The 24,584-nt window shown below is 44.7% G+C and carries 19 protein-coding genes; 18 read left to right on the top strand and 1 reads right to left on the bottom strand.

All coding sequences use genetic code 11. The features are described 5' to 3' along the window. From HNQ46_RS03750 to HNQ46_RS03725, 6 genes are all read left to right on the top strand, one after another. The gene (locus HNQ46_RS03750; RefSeq protein ID WP_183683191.1) at window positions 1–711 is read left to right on the top strand and encodes a phosphatase PAP2 family protein; all 711 of its coding nucleotides are present in this window, start codon (window positions 1–3) and stop codon (window positions 709–711) included. Between the two features lie 19 nt (window positions 712–730). Beyond that, a complete protein-coding gene (locus tag HNQ46_RS03745; protein ID WP_183683189.1) occupies window positions 731–1,303 on the top strand; it encodes a DUF5662 family protein in 573 nt (190 codons plus the stop codon). Between the two features lie 18 nt (window positions 1,304–1,321). Beyond that, window positions 1,322–3,589, top strand: a complete 2,268-nt coding sequence (locus HNQ46_RS03740; protein ID WP_183683187.1) for an alpha-galactosidase — start codon at window positions 1,322–1,324, stop codon at window positions 3,587–3,589. Window positions 3,590–3,638: 49 nt separating this feature from the next. After that, the gene (locus HNQ46_RS03735; RefSeq protein ID WP_183683185.1) at window positions 3,639–4,061 is read left to right on the top strand and encodes an RrF2 family transcriptional regulator; all 423 of its coding nucleotides are present in this window, start codon (window positions 3,639–3,641) and stop codon (window positions 4,059–4,061) included. A gap of 514 nt (window positions 4,062–4,575) precedes the next feature. Then, a complete protein-coding gene (cysK, locus tag HNQ46_RS03730) occupies window positions 4,576–5,514 on the top strand; it encodes a cysteine synthase A (protein WP_183683183.1) in 939 nt (312 codons plus the stop codon). A 452-nt stretch (window positions 5,515–5,966) separates the two neighbouring features. Next, window positions 5,967–7,724 (top strand): 1-deoxy-D-xylulose-5-phosphate synthase, encoded by a 1,758-nt coding sequence (locus HNQ46_RS03725; protein WP_183683181.1) that lies wholly within the window; start codon window positions 5,967–5,969, stop codon window positions 7,722–7,724. A gap of 331 nt (window positions 7,725–8,055) precedes the next feature. Here HNQ46_RS03725 and HNQ46_RS03720 read toward each other — a convergent pair whose 3' ends face one another. Beyond that, window positions 8,056–9,570 (bottom strand): CoA-acylating methylmalonate-semialdehyde dehydrogenase, encoded by a 1,515-nt coding sequence (locus tag HNQ46_RS03720; protein WP_183683179.1) that lies wholly within the window; start codon window positions 9,568–9,570, stop codon window positions 8,056–8,058. Window positions 9,571–9,747: 177 nt separating this feature from the next. Between HNQ46_RS03720 and HNQ46_RS03715 the strand changes: the two genes are divergently transcribed. The 12 genes from HNQ46_RS03715 (at window position 9,748) to HNQ46_RS03660 (ending at window position 24,568) form a co-directional block, all read left to right on the top strand. Then, complete coding sequence (locus tag HNQ46_RS03715; protein ID WP_183683177.1) at window positions 9,748–10,509, top strand: DeoR/GlpR family DNA-binding transcription regulator; 762 nt, start codon at window positions 9,748–9,750, stop codon at window positions 10,507–10,509. Window positions 10,510–10,763: 254 nt separating this feature from the next. Further along, on the top strand, window positions 10,764–11,606 hold the full coding sequence (locus HNQ46_RS03710) for a ketose-bisphosphate aldolase (protein ID WP_183683175.1): 843 nt from the start codon (window positions 10,764–10,766) through the stop codon (window positions 11,604–11,606). A gap of 19 nt (window positions 11,607–11,625) precedes the next feature. Then, entirely contained in the window at window positions 11,626–12,660 is a 1,035-nt protein-coding gene (gene iolC / locus HNQ46_RS03705; RefSeq protein WP_183683173.1) for a 5-dehydro-2-deoxygluconokinase, read from the top strand. 9 nt (window positions 12,661–12,669) lie between these two features. Next, on the top strand, window positions 12,670–14,601 hold the full coding sequence (gene iolD / locus HNQ46_RS03700) for a 3D-(3,5/4)-trihydroxycyclohexane-1,2-dione acylhydrolase (decyclizing) (protein ID WP_183683171.1): 1,932 nt from the start codon (window positions 12,670–12,672) through the stop codon (window positions 14,599–14,601). A 15-nt stretch (window positions 14,602–14,616) separates the two neighbouring features. Then, window positions 14,617–15,408 carry a 5-deoxy-glucuronate isomerase gene (locus tag HNQ46_RS03695; RefSeq protein WP_183683169.1) on the top strand — a complete coding sequence of 264 codons (792 nt, stop codon included), beginning with the start codon at window positions 14,617–14,619 and terminating at the stop codon, window positions 15,406–15,408. Between the two features lie 83 nt (window positions 15,409–15,491). Then, on the top strand, window positions 15,492–16,388 hold the full coding sequence (gene iolE, locus HNQ46_RS03690) for a myo-inosose-2 dehydratase (RefSeq protein WP_007157889.1): 897 nt from the start codon (window positions 15,492–15,494) through the stop codon (window positions 16,386–16,388). A gap of 177 nt (window positions 16,389–16,565) precedes the next feature. Beyond that, a complete protein-coding gene (gene iolG / locus HNQ46_RS03685; RefSeq protein WP_183683167.1) occupies window positions 16,566–17,582 on the top strand; it encodes an inositol 2-dehydrogenase in 1,017 nt (338 codons plus the stop codon). Between the two features lie 97 nt (window positions 17,583–17,679). Then, window positions 17,680–18,801 (top strand): sugar ABC transporter substrate-binding protein, encoded by a 1,122-nt coding sequence (locus HNQ46_RS03680; RefSeq protein ID WP_183683165.1) that lies wholly within the window; start codon window positions 17,680–17,682, stop codon window positions 18,799–18,801. Window positions 18,802–19,006: 205 nt separating this feature from the next. Further along, window positions 19,007–20,500, top strand: coding sequence for a sugar ABC transporter ATP-binding protein (locus HNQ46_RS03675; RefSeq protein ID WP_183683163.1), 1,494 nt, complete (start codon window positions 19,007–19,009; stop codon window positions 20,498–20,500). Between the two features lies 1 nt (window position 20,501). After that, window positions 20,502–21,476: an ABC transporter permease gene (locus HNQ46_RS03670; protein ID WP_183683161.1), complete on the top strand. Its 975-nt coding sequence runs from the start codon at window positions 20,502–20,504 to the stop codon at window positions 21,474–21,476. Window positions 21,477–21,651: 175 nt separating this feature from the next. After that, window positions 21,652–22,671, top strand: a complete 1,020-nt coding sequence (locus tag HNQ46_RS03665; RefSeq protein WP_183683159.1) for a Gfo/Idh/MocA family protein — start codon at window positions 21,652–21,654, stop codon at window positions 22,669–22,671. 331 nt (window positions 22,672–23,002) lie between these two features. Beyond that, window positions 23,003–24,568: a hypothetical protein gene (locus HNQ46_RS03660; protein WP_183683157.1), complete on the top strand. Its 1,566-nt coding sequence runs from the start codon at window positions 23,003–23,005 to the stop codon at window positions 24,566–24,568. Window positions 24,569–24,584: the final 16 nt, after the last annotated feature.

Here is a 24,584-nt window from a genome sequence, read left to right as displayed (position 1 = left end):
ATGAAAGATCTTTGGCAGAAATTTCTTCGATTTTATCATAAATACAGCTATGCCAATGTCCTTTGGATCGGCATTATCTATCCCCTTTGGTTTAAGTCCATCGAGTCCAGAGTGACGGTGGCTACAGGATATCACATAATGCATACGAAGATCGATGAAATGATTCCCTTCTGTGAGTATTTCATCGTGCCCTATTTTATGTGGTTTCTCTACATTTTGCTGGGAATTCTGTACTTTCTTTTTACCAATAAAGAAGACTTTTATAAGGTCTGTCTGTACCTGTTTATCGGGATGATTTTTAGCCTCTTGATTTGTGAAATCTATCCCAACGGAACGGATTTACGTCCGCCTTATATCAGTGATAAAAATATTTTCCAAGTCATGGTAGCCGGCTTGTATCGTGTGGACACCCCCACCAATGTTTTTCCCAGTATTCATGCCTACAATTCCATCTGCATGCATGTGGCGATTATGAAAAGTAAGGATATCCGGAGTCTGCGCTATGGAAAAGCGGTGGTATGGGGCTCTTTTCTTTTGTGTCTTTTGATTTGTATGGCAACACTGGTGCTAAAGCAGCACTCTATTTTAGATGTGGGAGGAGCAATCCTTTTATCTTTTATTGCCTACGGCTTTGTGTACGGCTACCCCAGTTTTCGTTTATGGGAATATCTGGAGAAAAAATATCCTTGCCTTATGCAGGAAGAAGGATAGTATAGAAGAGGAGTTACAGATGGAAGGATTTCATTTTTGGAAAAATGCCATCGGACATTTTAAAACCATTACAAAGCATAAGATTTTGGTGATGCGCTACTGCTTTTCTATTGGGCTGTATAAGCAGGGCTTGCTCCATGACCTGTCCAAGTACAGTTGGACGGAATTCAGAGTGGGTATTCGTTTTTATAAGGGCTATAAAAGTCCCAACGGCGTAGAGCGGATTGAAACGGGAACCTCCACGGCTTGGTTGCATCATAAGGGAAGAAACAAGCATCATTTTGAATATTGGTGTGACTATGATTTACAAGACCCTAATCGTATGATAGGCTGTCCTATGCCTTATCGTTATGTGGCGGAGATGTTTTGTGACAGAGTGGCCGCATCGAAGAATTATCAAGGGGAAAAATACAGGGATGACAGTGCTTACATTTACTATAAGCCGATGAAGGATTCTCCCTTGATTCATGAACGGACAAAAAAAGAACTGGAAGAATTGCTGTTGCTTTTAAAGGATAAAGGAGAGAAGGAATGTTTTGCCTTTCTTCGAAAAGAAGTAAAGAGACGGAGAAGAGAAAAGGATTTTTTCTAAAAGAAAGGGGAGTGCAGTATGGCAATCGTTTACGACAAGGAAAAGGGGCTCATTAGTTTACATAGTAGAAACACCAGCTACCAGATGGGCATTGGTCCCTATGGGCATCTTTTGCATTATTATTACGGCAAAAGGGGAGAAGGGGATTTTTCCTACCTCTTCCAGTATAAGGATAGAGGATTTTCCGGTAATCCCTATGATGCCAATGCAGACAGAACTTACTCCATGGATACCTTGGCCCAGGAGTATTCTTCCTTTGGAAATGGAGATTATCGTATTCCGGCTTGTAGCATTTCCGGTTCTGACGGGGAGGGAATCTTAGACCTGCGCGTTGACCGGGTAGAGATTTTTTCGGGTAGATCCCATCCGGAGGGACTTCCCCATGCCAAGGCGGTAGAGGAATGTGAAACCCTTCGCATTTTCCTAAAAGAAGAAAGAAAGAGAGTGGAGGTGGAACTGGATTACATTCTCTATCCGGATGAGGATGTGATTGCCAGAAATGCCAGAATCAAAAATATTTCCGAGGAGGCTCTTTTTGTGGAGCGTCTGGATTCCCTCTCCCTGGACTTTTCCTATGGAGATTATGATCTGATTCATTTTTCCGGAAGGTACGGGATGGAGCGTCTCTACCGTAGAGAACCCTTGCAGCAGGGCGTAAAGCATATTGCGTCCATGAGAGGAAGCAGTAGCCATCAGGAAAATCCCTTTGGTATTTTAGCGGGAAGAAACACCACGGAGCATAGCGGAGATTGCTATGGTTTTGCTCTTTTATACAGCAGCTCTTTCCATCTGGATGTGGAGCGGGATTCCTACCGGGGAACCAGAGTTTCCCTGGGAATGCAAAATGACAATATGCACTACCTTTTGGAAGCGGGAGAAGAGCTGCAAAGCCCGGAGGCTATCTTAAGCTTCGGGGATGGACTTAGCGCCTTAAGCAACCAGCTACAAAGCATGGTGAAGAAGTATATTGCGGCAACATCTCCTTTACCCTATTTTCCGATTTTGCTGAATTCCTGGGAAGCCTGCTACTTTAACTTTACCGGAGAAAAAATCATTGAGCTGGCAAGAGAAGGAAAAGCCCTGGGCATGAATCTGCTGGTGATGGATGACGGTTGGTTCGGAAAGAGAGACACGGATTTCTCCGGGCTGGGAGACTGGGTGACCAATGAAGATAAGCTGGGAATGAGCCTGGAAAGCCTCGGACACAGACTGGAAGAAGAGGGTATGCATTTTGGAATCTGGATTGAGCCTGAAATGGTCAATGAAGACAGTGCTCTTTACCGTGCTCATCCGGACTATGCCTTGCAGATTCCCGGAGAGTCTCCCATTCGTTCCCGTTCTCAGCTGGTGCTGGATTTTTCCAGAAAGGAAGTGGTGGACGCAGTATTGGAAAGCCTGATTTCCTGCTTCCGTTCCGTGCCCCTTTCCTACATTAAAATGGATATGAACCGAAGCATTATGGACGTATATTCCCATGGGGTGAATTTCCAGGGAAGAGGAAAGATTTTGCACCGCTATTGTCTGGGACTATACCGTTTTCTTTCCGGTTTAAAGGAGGCTTTTCCCGACGTATTGATTGAAGGATGCTCCGGAGGCGGTGGCCGCTTCGACCTGGGAGCGCTCTATTACACGCCCCAGATTTGGCTTTCCGACAATACGGATGCTATCGAAAGATTGGAAATTCAGTACGGTTCTTCCTTCCTTTATCCCATTCAATGTATGGGAGCCCATGTTTCTCAGGTGCCGAATCACCAGACCGGACGTGTGGTACCTATGAATACCAGAGCCATCGTGGCAATGAGCGGAAGCTTCGGCTATGAGCTGGACCCTAAGGATTGTAGTGAAGAAGACAAGGCGGAAATTCATAAGCAGATTGCCATTGTGGAGGAGCTGGAGCCTTTAATGAAGGAGGGAAGCTATTACCGTCTTAGCGGTTATGGAGAGACAGGAGGCTATACTCCTCAGTCCGAAGACAGGGTTTCCGGAAAACGTTTTACTGCCTGGTCCTTTGTGTCTCCGGATAAAAATAAGGCCAGTCTTTCCGTAGTCTGGCGGGATAAGAACTTTAACGGAGCCAATGAAATCCTTTATTGCAAAGGCTTAAAGAGAGAAGGAAAATATCGCCTGCGCTTACTCTTACAGGGCGGTTCCTTCCAAGATGAAGCCTTTGTGGAAAGCCTCCTGAAGAGAACGTACAGCGGATTTTCCTTGATGGAGGTTGGTCTTCCCCTTCCGGAAGGAAAAGGAGAGTACGACAGCTTCCTGCTTCTTATGGAAGAAGTTTAGAAAAGAAAATCTATAGTAAAAAGATTTTAGTCAGAAAGGTTTGAGGAAAATGTTGATTTCCACGAAGGGGCAGTATGCCCTACAGCTTATGGTTGATCTGGCAGAACATAACGGGCAGGGATATATTCCCCTGAAGGAAATTGCGGCAAGGCAGGATATTTCGGAAAAATATTTAGAAAGCATCGTTAAAGTTTTGGTAAAAAAGGAGCTTTTGCTGGCTTTACGGGGGAAGGGAGGAGGCTATAAGCTGAAGAAGCCTGTAGCGGAATATTCCCTTTTGGAAATTCTGATTGCCTTGGAGGGCTCTCTTTCTCCGGTTTCCGATTTGGAAAAAAGAAGGGGAAGTCTTGGGGCTTGTAAAACCTATCCGGTATGGAAGGAACTGGACCGAATGATTCAGGAGTATTTTCAGGAGAAAACCCTTCTGGAGTTGGCTACCCCGGATCTGGCCGGAAATGATTTTGTTATATAAAGAGCTACTACAAACAGAGTCTTTTTCAAACTGTATAGGTCCGAATAGAGGCACGCTTTCGCTAACCTCGCCACGTAGGGGTACTAAGTGAAAAACTTCATGGGATTCGTTTTTCACAAGTACCCACGGGCTCAGATTACCCCTTTTTCAGGTCTATACTGCTTAAGTCCCTCCACGGCATTTTTGTTTACATTGGTGAGAGATTGCCTCTGTTTCGGACCTATACAGCTTTGAAAAAGTAATGCATCTGTTTGATGGCTCTTTTTTGACAAAATCCGGGAAGGGAATATAGTCTATAAAACTGCATAAGCTATATAATAGAGTAAAGATTTTGTCAGTTGATAAAGTCATATAAACATACTTGACTAGTATGTTTATATGACTTATACTTTTCCATGAACAAATTGTTTCAAAGTTTTATCTTAGTTAGGGAAAGCATATTTTTGGAGAAGAAGTTTTACAAAGTAAAGAATGTACAGAGTAGCAGATTTACAGAGAAGAAAAGGAGAATGCTATGGGAAAGATTTATCATGCAGCGGAAGAATTGATTGGACGTACTCCGATTTTGGAGCTTAGCCATATCGAAAAAAAGGATGGTTTGGAAGCAAAGCTTTTGGCGAAGCTGGAATATTTTAACCCGGCAGGCTCTGTAAAGGATAGAATTGCCAAGGGGATGATTTTGGATGCAGAGGAAAGAGGCCTTTTAAAGCCCGGCTCCGTAATTATTGAGCCCACCTCAGGAAATACAGGAATCGGTTTATCCTTAGTGGCGGCAAGCCGAGGCTACAGAATCATCATTGTTATGCCCGACACCATGAGTGTGGAGAGAAGAACCCTGATGAAGGCTTATGGCGCAGAGTTGGTGCTGACAGAGGGTGCTAAGGGAATGAAGGGTGCCATTGCCAAGGCAGAGGAGCTTGCGAAAGAAATTCCCAACAGTTTTATTCCCGGTCAGTTTGAGAATCAGGCTAACCCCAAAACCCATGAGAAAACCACAGGCCCGGAAATCTGGGAGGATACTGACGGTAAGGTGGATTATCTGATTTCCGGAATCGGAACAGGAGGAACCATTACAGGAATTGGCAAATATTTGAAGGAAAAGAACCCTGCTGTAAAGGTAATTGCAGTAGAGCCTGAGGATTCCGCAGTACTTTCCGGTAAGGCTCCCGGACCTCATAAGATTCAGGGAATCGGTGCAGGTTTTGTTCCTGACACTTTAGACACGAAGATTTATGATGAAATCATTACCGTTTCCAATGCGGATGCTTTTGCAACAGGAAGACGTATCGGAAAAGAGGAAGGCGTCCTGACCGGAATTTCCTCCGGAGCGGCTGTACATGCGGCAATTCAGATTGCAAAGCGCCCTGAGGCAAAGGGAAAGAACATTGTCATCATCCTTCCGGATTCCGGAGACCGTTACCTTTCTTCTCCGCTTTTTGCCGACGAAGCCTAAAGGATAAAAGGAAGTAGGAAATATCACAGTGAAATCATCGCTTCTATAGCAATATAGCTCTAAAGCGGGGCACGCTCTCGCTAACTTCACCTCGTAGCTGTACTAACATCAAGCTTCATTTCATTCGTTTTCTGTAAGTACAGACGGGTTCAGATTACCCCTCTTTAGAGCTATATTGCACGAAGCTATTCATGGACTGTATATTCCAGACTTCCTTTTTTAGTTGTCTAATTGTGGTATGGTTGAAGTCTATGGCAGTGCTGTGGATTTAGAATTAGGAATATAGCCTTAGCTGACTTTCGATTGACAATGCTGAAAGACTGCATGAGAATAGAGAGGCTTTACAGTATAGAGCAGAAGGATATTTTCCACGGTAATAGGATAAGACGTTTCGCGGAATTGTGTATGAGGGAGTAAATAGTAGGAGAGAGTAGAAAGGGAGAGGTGGCTTTATGGTTTTAGAAAGAATCAATAGCCCGGAGGATTTGAAGCAGTGTTCCATGGGAGACTTGAATACCCTGGCAGAGGAAATGCGGAATTTTCTGATTAAAAGAGCCAGTAAACACATGGGACATGTGGGACCGGACTTAGGTTTTGTGGAGGCGACTATTGCTCTGCACAGAGTTTTTGATACCCCGAAGGATAAGATTGTCTTTGATGTTTCTCATCAGACCTATCCCCATAAAATGCTGACAGGTAGAAAAAAGGCTTATATGGAAGAGGCTTCCTATGATGAAGTGGGACCCTATACCGACTCTAAGGAAAGCCCCTATGATTTGTTTTCCATCGGACATACCTCAACATCTATTGACTTGGCACTGGGACTTGCCAAAGCCAGAGACTTACTTTCCGGAACGGAAAAGGTGGTGGCGGTAATTGGAGACGGTTCCCTTTCCGGCGGAATGGCGTTGGAAGGATTAAGCAATGCGGGAGAGCAGGAGAGCCAACTACTCATCATTTTAAATGATAACGAAATGTCCATTGCGGAAAATCACGGAGGCATGTATAAGGGCTTGAAGCGCCTTAGGGAAAGTAATGGTCAGGCAGAGGATAATCTGTTCCGGGCTATGGGACTGGAATATCTCTATGAGGAGCAGGGAAATGATGTGGAGTCTTTGGTAAAGGCCTTGGAAAAGGCGAAAAGCTACAAAAAGCCGGTGGTGCTTCACATTCATACCGCAAAGGGTAAGGGACTTAAGTTTGCGGAGCAGGATAAGGAAAGCTGGCACTGGCATCTGCCCTTCCATTTGGAAACGGGAAAAACCAGAGAAGAATACGATTTTCCCGGGGAGGATATCGGAGAACTTACAGCCGAATTTTTGCTGGCGAAAATGAAGAAGGATCCGGCGGTTTTGGCCATTACCGCAGGAGTGCCCAGTGGCATGGGATTTCATGAAAAGCAAAGAAAAGAGGCGGGAAAGCAGTTTGTAGATGTGGGGATTGCGGAGCAGACAGGAGTAACCCTTGCTTGCGGTGCCGCAAAAAATAGAGCAAAACCTGTATTTTTCACATCCGCTACCTTCCTGCAAAGAGCCTATGATCAGATCTCCCACGATGCAGCCATCAATTCCCTTCCCATCACCATGGTAGTAAACAGCGCCTCTATTTTGGGAATGCGGGACAAAACCCACCTTGGACTGTATCTTTTGGCCATGGCCAATTCCATCCCGAATCTTTTAATCTTTGCGCCGGCCTTTAAAGGAGAATATTTCTCTTTACTGGATTGGGCTTTAGAACAGCAGGAGCATCCGGTACTGATTTTTGCACCGGAAGGAAATGTGCTGGAGGACGAAGCGCCGGTAAAGAAGAGTTTCTTCCCTGTTTCCTATCAGGAAATCCAAAGAGGACAGAAGGTCGCCATCTTTGCAACAGGCTCCTTGTATGAAGAAGGGAGAGAAGGGGCGAAAAACTTTGAGAAAAAGACCGGTATTAAGCCCAGCTTAATTAACCCCGGTATTCTATCTCATTTGGATAAAGTGTATCTGGAAAATCTGGAAAAAGACCATGAGTTGGTGGTAGTCTTAGAGGACGGCATTTTGTTCGGAGGTTTTGCAGAGAAAATTGCTTCCTTCTATAGCCTAAAGCCAATGAAGGTACTAAGCTTAGGTCTGGAAAAAGAATTCTATGACGAATATGATTTGGAAGCCTTGATGAAAGAATATCATATGGATAGAGAATCCATGGTGGAACGAATTTTAGAAGTATTATAAATTTCTCCACACTGCCTCATAAATTATCAAAAGAAACCGATGATTATGGACTATAGATTCTAACAGAACTAAAAAAAGCTTGCATAACATTAAAAAAGGATGGTTTTCGAGCAGTATAGGTCTGAAAGGGGGTAGTCTGAGCCCGTGGGTACTTGCGAAAAACGACTGTAAGGAAGTTTTTCGCTTAGTATCCCTTACGTGGCGAAGCTAGCGAGAGCGTGCCCCATTTTCAGACCTATACTGCGTAGAAAACCTTTTTAATATCGTATACAAGCTTTTTGCTGTTTAAGATTATATAGGCAATTTTAGGATCTCCGATTCCGAATCCGGATTAAACATCAGTACTTCCTTCCCATGTTCCTACTTCTCTGTGAGCGGACTTCTCATCGAACCAGTGTGTGGTTACAGTCTTTGCTCTGGTAAAGAAGCGAACGCCGTCTCTTCCAAGAACGTGAAGGTCTCCAAAGAAGGAATCCTTGTTTCCGGAGAATGGGAAGTAAGCTGTTGGAACAGGAATTCCTACATTGATTCCTACCATTCCTCCATCAGTCTCCATAGCGAAACGTCTTGCATAGTAGCCGCTCTGGGTGAAGATTGCAGAACCGTTAGCGAAGGGGTTTGCATTCATGATAGCGATACCCTCTTCATAGTTCTTCACTCTCTTGATACAAGTAACCGGTCCAAAGATTTCGCAATCACCGATGCTCATGTCCTTAGTAACATGGTCGAAGATGGTTGGTCCAACGAAGAATCCGTTCTCTAAGCCGGGAACCTTCACGTCTCTACCATCCAATACAAGCTCAGCACCTTCATCAATACCCTTCTGAATCCAGTTCAATACGCTTTCCTTATGCTTTGCGGAAACAACAGGTCCTAACTTGGTATCCTCATCATAAGCGGCACCAATCTTCATAGCCTGTGCCTTCTGCTTTAAGAGAGCTACAAACTTATCGGCAATGCTATCCTGAACTACAATTACAGGAAGAGCCATACAACGCATTCCCGCACATCCGTAGGTAGAGTTGACAATTGCATTGGTTGCACTCTCTAAGTCAGCATCCTCTAAGAGAAGAGCATGGTTCTTTGCCTCTGTCTGAGACTGAACACGCTTTCCGTGAGCTGCAGCAACAGAATATACTTCCTTACCAACCTTGGTGGTTCCTACGAAGGTAACGGCCTTAATACGCTCATCCTTTAAAAGGATATCCGCTTCTTGTCTTCCGCAGGTTACCAGGTTTACAACACCCTTTGGGAAATGTGCTTCTTCGTAGAAAAGCTCCAACATTCTCATGGAAGTAAGGGGAGTCTGGCTGTTAGCCTTCAATACAACGGTATTTCCGGTAGCAATAGCCACAGGAACCATCCAACCCCAAGGAATCATAGCAGGGAAGTTCATGGGAACAATGCCGGCAACTACACCAAGAGGTGCTTTGTAAGTAGCGGTGTCATATCCGGTGGTTACATTCATAGAGGTTTCGCCCTGAAGAAGATCAGGAATGGCACACGCCAGCTCTGTAGGCTCAATAGCCTTCTGTACATCTCCTCTTGCCTCACCGATGGTCTTTCCAAGCTCCTTGGCACAAAGCTGAGATAACTCCTCCTTATGCTTAATCAGAACATCTCTCCAAGTAAACATATACTGGGTTCTCTTGGAAATAGACAATGCGCTCCAAGCAGGAAAAGCTTCCTGGGCAGAGGCAATTGCAGCCAAAACCTCTTCCTTAGTACAGCTTGGTACCTCAGCAATCACTTCGCCGGTGCTGGAATCCGTAATAGGCATATATTTATCCGTCTTAGAGGGAACCCACTCACCGTTGATGCAATAGTTCATTCTTTTTACTCCCATGTTACTCCTCCTTTGTAAACATTCTTGAAAAATGGGTAAATGTTGAGTATAATGTTAGCATATCTATGGTATATGTCAAGGAGTAACTTGAAATTTACCAAAAAATGAATGAAAGAGAAGAGGGAATATGTATAACAAGGGGAATGAAGAGGAGAAAGGTCGAGATGGAGGAAAAGCATGAGGGATAAACGTTTGGATGATATGGAAGAATATATTTTGTCGCAGAAGGACAGCAGCTTAGACGAACTTTGCGCAAAATACCAAATTTCCAAAAATACAGTACGAAGAGACATTGAAGAATTACTATTAAGAGGAAATATAAAAAAGGTTTATGGCGGAGTAAAAGCTAAGGAAAATGCCGGGAAACAGGTGGAGCTGTCCGCATTTTCCGAAAGAAATATAAGCCATAAGGAAGAGAAAGAAAAGATTTGTAAATCGGCCGGGGAACTGGTGAAGGAGGGAGATACCATCTTTATCGATACCGGAAGCTCCTGTGTGAATCTGGTAAAGTACATTGGTCATGTTTCCTGCATGATTATCACCAACAGCTTGAGAGTGGCTTACATGGCGAAGGATTATCCCGGGCTACAGCTCCTAATGCTGCCGGGGAGCCTTAGACGGGAAACCATGTCCTTTGTAGGATTGGAAACGGTGGAACAGCTTCGGATTTACAATATCGATCAGGCCTTTATGGCTGCTACCGGAGTATCTTTGCAGAAGGGTATGACAAACGCCTCCGCATATGAATACAACATTAAAAAAGAGGTTTTGGAGCGCTCCAGAATCAAGAATCTGATGGTGGATCATTCGAAATTCGGGAAAACGGCTCTTTATACCTTTGGAGATTTTCAGGACTTTGACTGTCTGATTACAGATACCTGTCCACCGGAGGATTATGTGGAGATGCTGGGGAAAAATCATGTGAAGCTTCTTTATTAATAGTAGACGTTATCCAAAAGGGACTTTTCATTCTGCTTTTTACTTAAAAAAACAGGATGAGTAAGTCCCTTTTTATGTTAACTTATAAATTTTATGAAATCCCCAAAGCTTATCTGTTGAATTTTACAAAAACTTACCCATGAATAGGTAGAAATTAACCATAATTTGCAAATTGTATTGACATAAAAGCAATGAATTGATAATATTTTTCGTAATTAATGAGAAAGTATTAGATAGTTAAGGGGGAAAATCAAATGCCACTGGTAAAGATGAGTAAGTTGCTGGAAAATGCAAGAAAAGAGAACAGAGCCTGTGCCTCCCTGAGTGTTTACAGTATGGAAAGTCTGATGGGGGTTATGGCCGCTGTTGAGGAACTAAAGATTCCTGTGATTTTGCAGCTGGCAGAGGCGAGATTCGGAACAGCACCGCTGGAACTGATGGGACCCATGATGCTTTCAGCAGCGAAGAATTCTTCTATTGATATTGCAGTGCTTTTGGATCACGGTTTGACCTTTGAAACTATTGAGAAGGCTCTTCAGATGGGATTCACTTCCGTCATGTATGACGGCTCTCTCCTTCCGATAGAGGAAAATATCGCTAATACCAAAAAAGTAATCGAAATGGCGAAAAAGTATGATGCGGATGTGGAAGCGGAACTTGGATTAGTGGGAAAGGGAGAAGGCGGCGGTGTGGATCACGGCGTGGCCTATACCAAGAAGGAAGATGCCCTTCGATTTTGTCAAGAGACGGGCGTTACAGCTTTAGCCATTGCCATTGGAAACAAGCACGGTAACTATGACGGGGAACCGAAGCTTCGGTTTGATATTTTAGAAGAAATTCATCAGGCATTGCCGGAACAATTTTTAGTACTTCACGGAGGCTCAGGGATTTCTGATGAGGACTTCCAAAGAGCCAGCCACCTGGGCATTCAGAAAATAAACATTGCAACAGCTCTGGCTACGGCAGTGGTAAAGGCTTGTAAAGAGTATTGTGAGGAGAATCCCAAGGGAGACTTCTATAAGATGAGCAAAAGAGCAGTTGAGGAAGTAGAAAAGACGGCACAACACCATATTCTGGTGTTTGCGGGAAAAGAATAGGATTTTCGGAGGAGAAAAAATGGAACTGTTTTCATTAGATCAGAGTAAAGAATTGGATATTATCTTTTTAGGAAGAGTAGCCATTGATTTTAATCCGGCATACTCCAAGGAAGTAAAAGAAGAGTTTAAGCCCTTGGAACAGGTGCATTTCTTTGAAATGTTTGTAGGAGGCAGTCCTGCAAACTCCGCTTTGGGAGTACAGAAGCATGGCTTAAAGGCAGGGTTTTTCTCCTGTGTATCCGATGACCAGTTTGGAGACTTTGTGATTAACTTCCTTTCCGAAAAGGGCGTGGATACCAGTCACATTGTTCGGGCACAGCAGGGAGAGAAGCTGGGGCTTACCTTTACCGAGATGCGCTCCAAGTCGGAAAGCTCCATCCTGATGTATAGAAACCAGGCGGCAGATCTATCTCTTTCCGTAGAGCATATTGATGAGGAATATATCAAGAAGGCAAAGGCGATTCTGATTTCCGGAACCGCGCTGGCGGAGAGCCCCTCCAGAGAGGCAGCCTTAAAGGCTGTGATGCTGGCAAAGAAAAATGGCGTAAAGCTCATTTTCGATATCGACTACCGTGCTTATAACTGGAAGAATCAGGATGAAATCGGTATCTATTATGCACAGGTGGCTAAAGAAGCGGACTTGATTATCGGCTCCAGAGAGGAATTTGACTTAACAGAGCAGTTTATCCAAAAGGGCATGAGTGATGAGGAAAGTGCTAAATATTGGTTCTCTCAAAACGCCACGATTTTGGTTATCAAGCATGGTATGAAGGGCTCTACAGCCTATACCAAGGACGGAAAGGCCTACAGCATTAAGCCATTCCCGGTAGAGGCCAGAAAGGGCTTCGGCGGTGGAGACGGCTACAATGCAGCATTTTTATCTTCTTTATTTAAGGGAGAAGAGATGATTGTTTGTTTGGAAAACGGTTCTGCAGAGGCGGCAATGATGGTTCGCTCCAACAACTGTTCCGTAGACCTTCCCACAACAGAAGAGCTTCAGGCCTTCATTAAGGAAGAAAAAGAACAGTACGGAGAGATGATTGCCAGAGTATAGGAGTGGAATATGGAGAAGACAATTCGTTTAACGGTGGCTCAAGCCATTGTAAAGTTTTTGGATCAGCAGTATGTGTGTTTTGACGGAAAAGAGACCAAGTTTGTAGAGGGCTTTTTCACCATCTTCGGTCATGGAATTGCCTTAGGAATCGGTCAGGCGTTGGACGAGAATCCCGGAAGCCTCCACGTAATGCAGGGAAGAAATGAGCAGGGAATGTGCCATGCGGCCATCGCCTTTGCTAAGCAGCATAATCGGAGAAAAATTATTCCCTGTACTTCTTCAGTAGGTCCCGGTTCTGCAAATATGCTGGTGGCAGCAGCTACAGCAACAGTGAACAATATTCCATTGCTACTTTTTCCGGCGGATACCTTCGCTTCCAGACAGCCGGATCCGGTTTTACAGCAGCTGGAGAACTTAGGCAGTCTTGCGGTAACCACCAATGACGCGTTTAAGCCACTTTGCAAATACTGGGACAGAATTACCAGACCGGAAATGATTATGTCTGCCCTGATTCAGGCCATGAGAGTTCTTACCGATCCTTCAGAGTGCGGAGCGGTGGCTATCGGTCTCTGTCAGGATGTGGAAGGAGAGGCATACGATTATCCGGAGTATTTCTTCCAAAAGAGAGTTCACAGAATCAGCAGAGTATCTGCGGCAAAGGAAGAAGTACAGGATTTGGCAGATGCCCTTTCCAAGAGCAAGAAACCTCTTATCGTTGTAGGTGGAGGCGTAAAATACAGTGAGGCCGGGGAGGCTGTGGAGGCCTTCTGTAAGGAATTCAATATTCCTTTCGGAGAGACACAGGCCGGAAAGAGTGCTTGTAAGTCCTCTGATCCTTACTGCTTAGGAGGAATCGGTGTTACCGGAACCTTGGCGGCAAATCGTATTGCTAAAGAAGCGGATACGGTGCTGGCTATCGGTTCTCGCCTGTCCGACTTTACTACCGGATCCAAGTGGCTCTTCAGAGAAGAGGGAGTGCAGGTTCTTACTATTAACAACAATCGCTACCACGCCTATAAGATGGATGCCATCAAGGCGGTAGGAGATGCCAAGGCTACTTTGGAAGAACTGGCTAAGGCATTAAGAGAAAAGAATTATCGTTCCGCTTACAAGGGAGAAATCGAAAGCTGTAAGGCGGAATGGGATAAGGAATATAATCGTTTGGCTGAATATGCCTACAAGGAAGAGGGATTCGAGCCATTGGTACCGGAAAGAGACCCAAGAACCATTCCGGAGTTTGTGGAAAAGACGAAAGGCTATCTGACCCAGACCGCAGCAATCGCCGCTCTTCGGAGAAAGATGCCTGCAGACGGTATCGTAATCACGGCAGGAGGCTCCCTTCCCAGCTGTATGCAGAGGCTTTGGACAACAGATTCCCGCTACGCTTATCACGCAGAGTACGGCTACTCCTGCATGGGCTACGAAGTAGCTGCAACCCTTGGGGTAAAGATGGCAGAGCCGGAGAAGGAAGTTTATGCAGTGGTGGGAGACGGCTCCTTCCAGATGCTTCATTCCGAGATTATGACCATCGTGCAGGAAAAGAAGAAGGTCAACATCCTTGTCTTTGACAACTGCGGCTTCGGTTGCATCAACAATCTGGAGATGACCCACGGCGTAGGCAGTATTGCCACAGAGTTCCGCTATACCACAGGACAGAAGCCTGAGGGTGAGCTGATTCTTGTGGACTATGCCAAGGTGGGAGAGGGCTACGGCTTAAAGACCTATACCTGTAAGACCGTTCAGGAATTGGAAGAGGCCTTAGAGGATGCGAAGAAGCAGGATAGAACTTGTCTGTTCGACTTAAAGGTTATCCCCAAGACTATGACCAACGGCTATGAAGCCTGGTGGGACGTGGGAATGGCTGCGGTTTCCGAGAAAGCATCTGTTAAGGAAGCTTACGAAGAAGTGATTCGTCACAGAGAAGAGGCTAGAAAGTACTAGAGAAAGTCGGGAAATATGGAGAAAAAAGTATTTGGATATCCAGAGTTTAGTGCAGAGGGGGAGCAGATTCTTTGCACCTATGAAAATGAATACCGGGATATGCTGATGGACATCCGGGTATATCGGATGAAAAAGGGAGAGGAAAGACGTTTTTCCAAGGAAAAGGAAGAGTTTGCCGTATTGCTTCTCTCCGGAAAAATCAAGTTTGTCTATGAAGGAACGGAAAAAGAAGGAAGCAGAAAGGATGTCTTTACCGAAGGACCCTATGCAGTACATCTTTCCAAGGGAAAAGAGGTTTTGATTAGGGCTCTGGAGGATAGCGAAATTCTTGTACAGTGTACGGAAAATGAAAAGGATTTTCCCGCAGAGTTTTATGAGCCAAAGGATGCGCCATGGATTTACTCCGGCGCTAAGGGAAAGTTTGGAAATGTAGCCAACCGTCAGGTAAACACCATTTTCGACCATGAAATTGCTCCCCTTTCCAACATGGTTTTGGGAGAGGTCTTAAATGACAGAGGAAACTGGTCCGGCTACCTGCCCCATAGACACGATCAGCCGGAGTGCTATTACTTCAAGTTTGACAGACCGGAGGGCTTTGGTGCCAGCTTCGTAGGAGACGAGGTTTTCAAATCCGTAGACGGAAGCTTTTCCGCAATCCCCGGAGGATGCTTACATCCCCAGGCGGTAGCGCCCGGATTTTTGATGTATACCTGCTGGATGATTCGGCATTTACCCGGAAAGCCCTGGAACCAGACAGACCGTTGCGAGGATGAGCGCTACACCTGGTTACATGATGCAAAGTTTTAAGCAAGAGGAAGGAAACAGAAGCTCATCCTCTTGTAGAAAATAAAAGCAGCATTGCTGCGAGAGTTGAGAAAAAGGAGCAAACTATGTTAAACAAGGAAAAAATTTCTCTGGGCATTGCCCCCATCGGCTGGACCAATGATGATATGCCGGATTTGGGAAAGGAAAATACCTTTCAGCAGACCGTTTCCGAAATGGCTTTGGCAGGATTTTCCGGAACAGAGGTAGGAAGTCACTATCCTACAGATCCTGTAGAGCTGAAGAAGGCTTTGGACTTAAGAGGCTTAACCATCTGTAACCGTTGGTTCTCCTCCTTCCTGATTTCCAAGCCCTACGAGGAGACAGAAGAGGCTTTCCGTAAGGAGCTGGCATTCTTAAAGGCTGTTGGCGCAAAGAGAATCGGTGTTTCCGAGCAAAGCTACAGCACCCAGGGAAAGCTGGATCAGCCAATTCTGGAAGGCAAGTATGTGATGAATGATGAGGAGTGGAAGAAGCTTACCGAGGGCTTAAACAAGCTGGGTAAGATTGCCAAGGAAGAGGGCATGATTCTTACCTTCCACCACCACATGGGAACTGTAGTACAGACCGAGGAAGAAATCGACCGCTTTATGGCGGAAGTGGATCCCGAGTATGTATTCCTGCTTTTCGACAGCGGACACTGCTCCTTTGCGGGAATTGACCCTGAGAAAGTTTTAAAGAAGTATATTTCCAGAGTTCGCCACATCCATTTAAAGGATTTAAGAAAGGCTGTGGTAGAGGAGTCCAGAAAGAATCATTGGAGCTTCTTAAAGAGCGTAAGAGAAGGATGCTTTACCGTTCCCGGTGACGGAGATGTGGACTTTGCTCCATTGTTCAAGATTATCGAAGAATCCGGCTATGAAGGTTGGGTACTGGTAGAGGCTGAGCAGGATCCTGCAAAGGCAAATCCGTTAGAGTACGCTATCAAGGCTAGAAAGTACATTCACGAGAAGACCGGACTATAAGCCAGGAACAAGATAGTTCATCACTTCATCAGAATCTTGCAGAAAAAAGCTATAGAACATTTGGCGGAACAAGCTTGCCGAAGTAAATCTATAGAGAAAAATGTAAAGCAGTAAAACACAAAAGAGGTAAAAAGCTCCGAAGAAGGATAGCGGAGTAAAAATACAAAAGGAGGAATTATGGGAAAAACAGTAAAAATGGGACTTTTGGGAATGGGCAGAATCGGAAAGCTTCATGCCATGAACATCCAAAACAGTCTTCCTAACGCAGAAATCATTGTGGCAGTAGACCCCTTCTTAAATGAAGAGATGGAAGCCTGGGCTAAGGGTATCGGCATCACAAACTGTAGCAAGGATCCTAAGGATGTTTTTGAGAACAAAGAGGTAGAGGCAGTTTTGATTTGTTCTTCCACAGACACCCACGCGGATTTCATTATCCGGTCCGCAAGAGCAGGAAAGCAGATTTTCTGTGAGAAGCCAATCCACACCGACTTAGACAAGATTAAGGAAGCTTTGGCGGAGGTAGAAAAGGCAGGGGTAAAATTACAGCTTGGATTCGTTCGTCGTTTCGATCGTTCTCACAAGAAGGTAAGAGATGTGGTGGCATCCGGTCAGTTAGGAAAGCCTTATGTAGTAAAGGTTTGCTCCAGAGACCCTGAAGCACCACCTATGTCCTATGTGGCTGTATCCGGCGGAATCTTTATGGATATGATGATTCATGACTTTGACATGGTTCGTTACCTTGCAGGCTCCGATATTACCGAGGTAAACACAGTAGGCGCTTGCCTGGTAAATCCTGATTTTGCAAAGTATGACGATGTGGATACCGCTATCGTAACCTTGAAGTTTGCTAACGGTGCCATCGGCGTAATCGACAACTGTCGTCAGGCTCCCTACGGTTATGACCAGAGAGTGGAAGTACATTGCGAAAAAGGTTGTGTACAGGACAACAACAATCTGGAAAATGAAGCTTATATCAGCACTGCATCCGGTGTGGAGGGAGCAAAGCCCACATGGTTCTTCTTAGAGAGATATAACGATGCCTTTATTGCGGAAATGGAGGACTTCGTAGATGCAGTATTGGAGGGCAAGGAAGTACCTGTAGGCGGTAAGGACGGTTTGGAATCCGTACGCGTGGCTATGGCAGCAAGAAAGTCTCTGTTAGAGAAGCGCCCTGTACAACTTAGTGAAATCTAAGAGCGGAATTCTTCTATATAGAAGAGAAAAGTTCTTGATCGATAAATTAACCCGTTCCAAGAGGAACAAAATCCATTTTATAAGAGAGGTAATCAAAATGTTTAAAAAAGCACTTGTAGTTTTAATGGCAGCATCTGCTCTTTCCTTCGCTCTTACAGGATGTGACAAGACTGAGACCAAGACAGAAAATGCAGGAAGCGAGGCAAAGTCCGAGGAAGGCAAGTCCGAAGAGGCAAAGTCTACAGAAGCTAAGGAAGAGAAGAAAGAGGAAAAGGCTGAGGCTAAGTCCGATTCTTCCGAGGATCCATTAGCCGGAGCAAGCTTTGAAGGAGATTACAAGATTGACGTAATCTTAAAGACCACCTCCTCCGAGTACTGGAGCTATGTGGTAGCAGGAGCAAAGGCATTTGAGAAGGATCACCCAAACGTTAAGGTTGAGGTTAAGGGAGCAAGCTCCGAGACTGCTTATGACGAGCAGCAGAACATGATCGAGACCGACTTAAACTCCGGAAGCTATGACGGATATGTTATCGCTCCATTACAGGCTGATCTGGTAAAGACTCTTATCGCAGGACAGACCAAGCCAATCGTGGCAGTAGATACCAATATCGATGCTAAGGAAGTTTTATCCTTCGTAGGAACTGCAAATGACACTGCGGCAAAGGAAGGCGGAAAGGCTGCCGTTGAAGAAGCTAAGAAGAGAGGCTGGACAGAGATTAAGGCCATCTCCATTTCCGGAGTACAGGGAGACGGAACAGCAACAGCAAGACTGAAGGGATATCAGGAAGGTATCAACGAAGCAGGCGGAGAGTTCTTGGAGAAGGAAATCCAGTATGCTGACGCAGTAGCAGATAAGGCTGTAACTTCTATGGAAGCTATTATGCAGAACCACCCGGAAGGAATCGCTATCATCGCTTGTAACAATGACGATATGGCTATCGCAGCAGCAAGAGCAGCTAAGGGTAACGAAGCATACAAGAATACCATTTTCATGGGCTTCGACGGCATCAAGTCCGCATGTGAAGCTATCCTTGACGGAACAGAGTCTATGTCTGTTGCACAGGAAGCTTATGACATGGGATACAAGTCTGTAGCTGCAACTGTTGCAAAGTTAAATGGAACAGAGCTTCCAGAGTTCATCAACTCCGGCGTATCCGTAATCACAAAGGACAACGCGCAGAAGAGACTTGATGACCTGAATTCTTACTTAGGAAAGTAATCAGAGCTTTGAAAATCAAATCAGCCGGAAGATAGCGGATGCTTCCGAGCAAAATGAAGTGAATCTAAGCACAACAAAGGGATGTTTCTCCTCATAAGAAAACATCCCTTTTCTTGAAAGAAGATAAAAAAGAAATTTTTTTCAAATACATTTTTGTGAAAATCATAACAGGCACTATACACAAGAGTAAAATAAAGGGGAAAGCATGAAGGAAAGTATTGTACAACTGAAGGATGTACGCAAGACCTTCCCCGGTGTGGTTGCGCTAAGCAAGATGCAGTTAGATGTACGTAAAGGCGAGATTTTAGGATTGATCGGAGAGAATGGAGCAGGAAAGTCTACGCTGATTAAAGTATTAACTGGGGTATACCATCCGGATGAGGGGCAGATCATCGTAGAAGGACAGGAAAGACAATTTAAAACTCCACAGCAGGCCATTTCTGCGGGAATATCCTGCGTGTATCAAGAACTGAATATTGAGAAGTTGCTTTCGGTAACCGACAATATGTTTATCAACAAGTGGATTCACAAAGGGCCATTACTGGACTATGGAAAAATGCACCAGATAGCTCAGGACATGATGAAGAAGTTGGGATTGGATGTGGATGTGCGGAAGCCGGCAGGACACTACGGCATGGGTGTACAGCAGATGATTGAAATCTCCAAGGCCCTTCTGGCCAATGCCAAGTGCATCATCATGGATGAGCCTACCTCTTCCTTATCGGAAAAAGAGGTAGAAGAGCTTTTGAAAATCTGTAGAGATTTACGGGCGCAGGGGATTGGCATTATCTTCGTGTCCCATAAGCTGGAGGAGTTATTCCAGCTCTGCGACCGGATTACCGTTATCCGTGACGGAGAATACATCGATACCAAGGATGTGGCGGATTGGGACAATGACAGCCTGATTAAGGCCATGGTAGGCCGTTCTCTGGATAACCAATTCCCGAAGGAACCAGGCGTGCGTTCTGAAAAACCATTGTTGGAAGTAAAGAATATTCACCGTAAGGGCGTGCTTCACAATGTATCCTTTAAGGCTTATGGCGGAGAGGTTTTAGGATTTTCCGGACTGGTAGGTGCGGGAAGAACAGAAACCATGAGAGCCATCTTTGGAGCAGACCCCATTGACGGAGGAGAAATCTATATCCGTGGGGAAAAGGTGGATATTAAGAATCCCAAAGATGCTATCCGGGCTAAAATTGCTTTCCTGACCGAGGACCGGAAGGGACAGGGACTGATTTTAAATGAGTCCATCCAGAACAATCTGATTTTAGCGAATTTAAAGGGTTATCAGAAGGGCTTGTTCTTAAGTCAGAAGGATATGGATAGCATGGGTGAGGGCAGAATTCAAGAGCTAAGCATTAAGTGCCCCAGCCAGGAAGAAAGAGTAGGACAGCTTTCCGGCGGAAACCAGCAGAAGGTGGTTATCGGAAAGTGGTTAAATACCAATGCAGACATCTATATCTTGGATGAACCTACCAGAGGAATCGACGTAGGGGCCAAGGTTGAGGTGTATCAGGTGATTAACCGTTTGGTAAAAGAGGGAAAATGTGTCATCATGGTGTCTTCCGAAATGCCGGAAATCCTGGGAATGAGTGACAGGGTACTGGTAATGCGCGAAGGAAGAATCACCGGAGAAATGTCAAGAAGTACAGATGCTTTCAATCAGGAATCCGTGATGAAAGCAGCTTGGGAGGTATAAGATGCAAAAATCAAAATTAGGAAATTTAAGTAATTATATTGGAACATTTGCGGCACTGATCATTCTGTGTATCGCATTGGCATTGGCTTCTCCCAACTTCCTGGATAAGGCGAATTTGATGTCTATCTTAAAGCAGACCTCCTTCAATGCCCTGCTTTCCACCGGAATGCTGCTTACCCTGATTACCGCAGGAATCGATCTTTCCGTAGGCGCTACCGCAACCTTCGGAGCTTGCGTAGCAGGAGCTATGGTGAAAATGGGTATTACCAACCCGGTATTCCTGTTCTTGGCAGTGCTTGTGGTAGGCGGTGTAGTTGGACTGATTAACGGTCTTCTTCTTACCAGACTTCACCTTCCCCACCCCTTCGTATCTACACTGGGTATGAAGAACGTGCTTTGGGGTGCGGCATTAATCATCACCTCTTCTCAGATGATCAGCTTCTCCAACACCGGTGCAGAAGGCATCATGGTACTGGGAAGTGCCACCATCTTAGGAGGATTCCCTATCAGCTTCGTAGTGGTTATCGCCATTTATATCCTGATGCATATCCTTCTTACCAAAACTGCCTTGGGACGTTCCATCTATTGTGCCGGAGGAAATATGGAGGCTACCCGCCTTTCCGGTATCAATGCAGACAATGTATTAACCTTCTGCTATGTGCTTTCCGGCTTTATGGCAGGCTTTGCAGGAATCGTATCCATCGGCCGTTCCGGAATCTCCAACGGTGCAAATGCTATCCAGCCTTACGATACCGATGCTATCGCAGCCTGCATTATCGGTGGAGCATCCTTCATGGGAGGAAAGGGAACTATGGTGGGAACCATGCTGGGCGCATTAATCATTGCGGTACTTAGAAACGGATTCACCCTGCTTTCCGTACCCTCCGCTTGGCAGAACCTGGTGCTTGGTTTGGTAATCATTGGCGCCGTACTTCTTGACGTAACAAGAGAGAGAATGCAGAAGAAAAAGAAATAAGACAAATTTCCAGCAGGTCTATTCCATAGAAAATTGAATAGCTGAAAAATGAATCTAAAGCGGATTTGTTCCTAAAAAAATGTGGGCAAGAATAACTCCACTGTTAGTGAACAAATCCGTGGTTTTTTTATGGAAACAATACAAAATAGAAAACATACAACAATAGGAGAAAAATATGAGCGAGATTAAAGTGGGCATCGTAGGACTGGGACGCTTAGGAAAGGTACACGCAAGAAACATTGCCTTTAAAATTCCCGGAGCAAAGCTGGTGGCTGCCTGCTCCATTATGGAAGCGGAATTACAGTACGCAAAGGAAGAACTGAAGGTTTCAGAAACTTTTACTTCTTATGAAGAGATGCTGGACAAGGCAGATTTAGATGCAGTAGCTATCGTAAGCTCCAGCCCCTGTCACTGTGATCAGATTGAAAAGGCTCTAGCGAAAGGCCTCCATGTCTTTACGGAAAAACCTCTTGGAGTAGATGTGGAAGAATGTAAGAAGGCGGAGAAGGCAGTGGAGGCTCATCCCGACCAGGTATTCTTCTTGGGATTTATGCGCCGTTTTGATCCATCCTACAGTTACGCGAAGAAAAAGATTGAAGAGGGTGCAATCGGAACTCCCTATATGGTAAAGGCAACAGGAATCGATCCGGAGGCGGCTGTAGAGGGTGCTATCAAGTTTGCCCCAACCAGCGGAGGCCTTTTTATTGACATGGCAAGCCATGATGTGGATCTGATTCGATGGTTCTTAGGAAGTGAAGTCAAGGAAGTATATGCTCTGGGAGCAAATTTTAAGCATCCGGAATTTTTATCCTGTAACGATACAGAAACCGGCGCAGCGTTGTTCCAGCTGGAAAATGGAGGAATTGCGGAGCTTCATGTAGGAAGAACCGCAGCTCATGGTTATCATATTGAAACAGAAATCGTGGGAACGGAAGGCAGCATCAGAATCAGTCCTGTGCCGGAGAAGAATCTTGCCATCCTCTATGACCGTTACGGAGTACGCCAAGAGTGCGTAGAAAGCTTCCCGGAAAGGTTTGATGAGGCGTACCTTTTGGAAATGCAGGAATTTATTCAGTGCATTATCGAAAAGAAGAAGCCGAAGCTTTCCGTATATGACGGAACCAAGGCAACAGAAATCTGCTTTGCCATGAAGAAATCCTTTGAAGAAAAGAGACTGGTTAAGCTGGGGGAGTAGAAAAGCTATAGAACTCCGTTGTGATGATTCGCTACAAATAGTGTTCTGGAAAATCCCATAACAACAGGGACATACGGCTATAAAACAAAAGAATTGATTAGGAAAGTATTAAGAATTAGCTTAAGAACTTCGTAAGCATTTGTTTTTCCTTTGTAATAGACAAGGAGGAAAACATAGTTTATAGTGGGACAGGTAACGGGGCGAGCCCTAAAAATAAAGAAAAATTAGAATTTCTTTAGAAAAACTCTTGAATGGAAGAGAATTAAGGGTTATAATCGTCACGCAACTTGGATTATTATTTCCATGAATGAAAAAGGAGAGTGCATTAATTATGAGAAAGCAAACAAAATTGGTTGCAGCTTTATCTGCAACAGCTTTACTTGCTATTGGAGCTTCTGCAGTAACTTTTGCTGCAGGCTGGAACAATTCCACAGGTGAGTGGCAGTACCTTGACAATGATGGCAATGCTGTTACAGATGCTTGGAGAAAGTCCGGAGACTACTGGTTCTACCTTGGATCCGATGGAAACATGGCTAAGAACGAAGTTGTTCAGAACAACGATGATTACTATTTCGTAAACGGCGATGGCGCTATGGTTACTAACCAGTGGGTATCCTTCGACGAGTCCACAGAGGACGGAAACGATAAGAGATGGATGTACTTCGATTCTACCGGTAAGGCTTACAGAGACAAGAATGACAAGCTCACTGTTTCTGATATCAAGACCATCAACGGCAAGAAGTACCTCTTCGATCAGGAAGGTAAGATGCTTTACGGCTGGTTAGGTGAGGATTCCGCTCTTGTGACTGGCGATGATGCTTGGACTACTGCTAAGTATTACTACGGTGGATTTGATGACGGTTCCGCTCAGCACGGTTGGGTACAGTTAACTGTAAATGACAATGGTGAGGACAGCACTGCTTGGTTCTATTTCGATGACAACGGTAAGGTTTCCCGTGATAAGAAGAAGACTATCAACGGACAGACCTACTACTTCGATGAGAAGGGTCGTATGATTGAGGATTGGTCCACAGCAACCAAGGCTTCCGGAAGCTATTTCAATGCTAAGCCAACTACATCCGATAGCGTTGTTTATGTAAATGGTGACGGTGGAGCTAGAAAGAATCAGTGGATTTGGGCTGTTCCTGCAGAGAGCTATTTACCAAAGGATTTTGAGAATGATTCCGCTTCTTGGTGGTATGCAGATAATAGCGGAAAAGTAGTTACTGATAAGCTTAAGAAGATTAAGGGCAAGGTATATGCTTTCGATAAGTATGGTCGTATGATTTCTGGACTTGCAACTTCTTATAATGGACGTAATGAATTTACCAATGCTTCCGGAATTGGTGATGATGATTTCCAGGATCTTACAGGAGATGTATTCTTAAAGCAAGTTGCTGCTAGCACAAAGATTTACTACTTCTCCGGTGATGGTGAGAAGGACGGTTCCAGAAAGACCGGATACCAGAAGGTAGACTTTGATGATGATACATACGAGATGTACTTCAACAACAGCGGTGAGGCTGCAAACAACTATGTATCTAAGATTAAGAAGTATGCTAATAAGGGTATTATTCTTAAGGCTAACAACGATGATTCTAACTATGGCGTAATTAAGGTTGATAGTGCAAATGTAAAGAAGTTAGGTGACAATAATGGTGTTGTTTACTTTGATGGAAGTGTTTCCTTTGCTAACAACGATTATGTATTAGTTAATACAGCAGGAACTGTTCAGACTGGTAAGGTTAACTTGAAGGATAGCAATGATGCTTACTATTCCACTGATAAAGACGGAAAGGTTCTTTATTCTGGATACAAGAAGCTTTACACAGTTCAGAATAATGATCACCCGAATTTTGTATATTCTTACAATGGTAAGAATTACTACACAGAGTAATTTGTGTTTATAAAAA

This window comes from Oribacterium sinus (assembly GCF_014202695.1).
GTDB lineage: Bacteria > Bacillota > Clostridia > Lachnospirales > Lachnospiraceae > Oribacterium > Oribacterium sinus.
The sequence above is the reverse complement of the archived record's forward strand: the minus strand, read 5'-3'. Positions and strand labels throughout refer to the sequence as shown.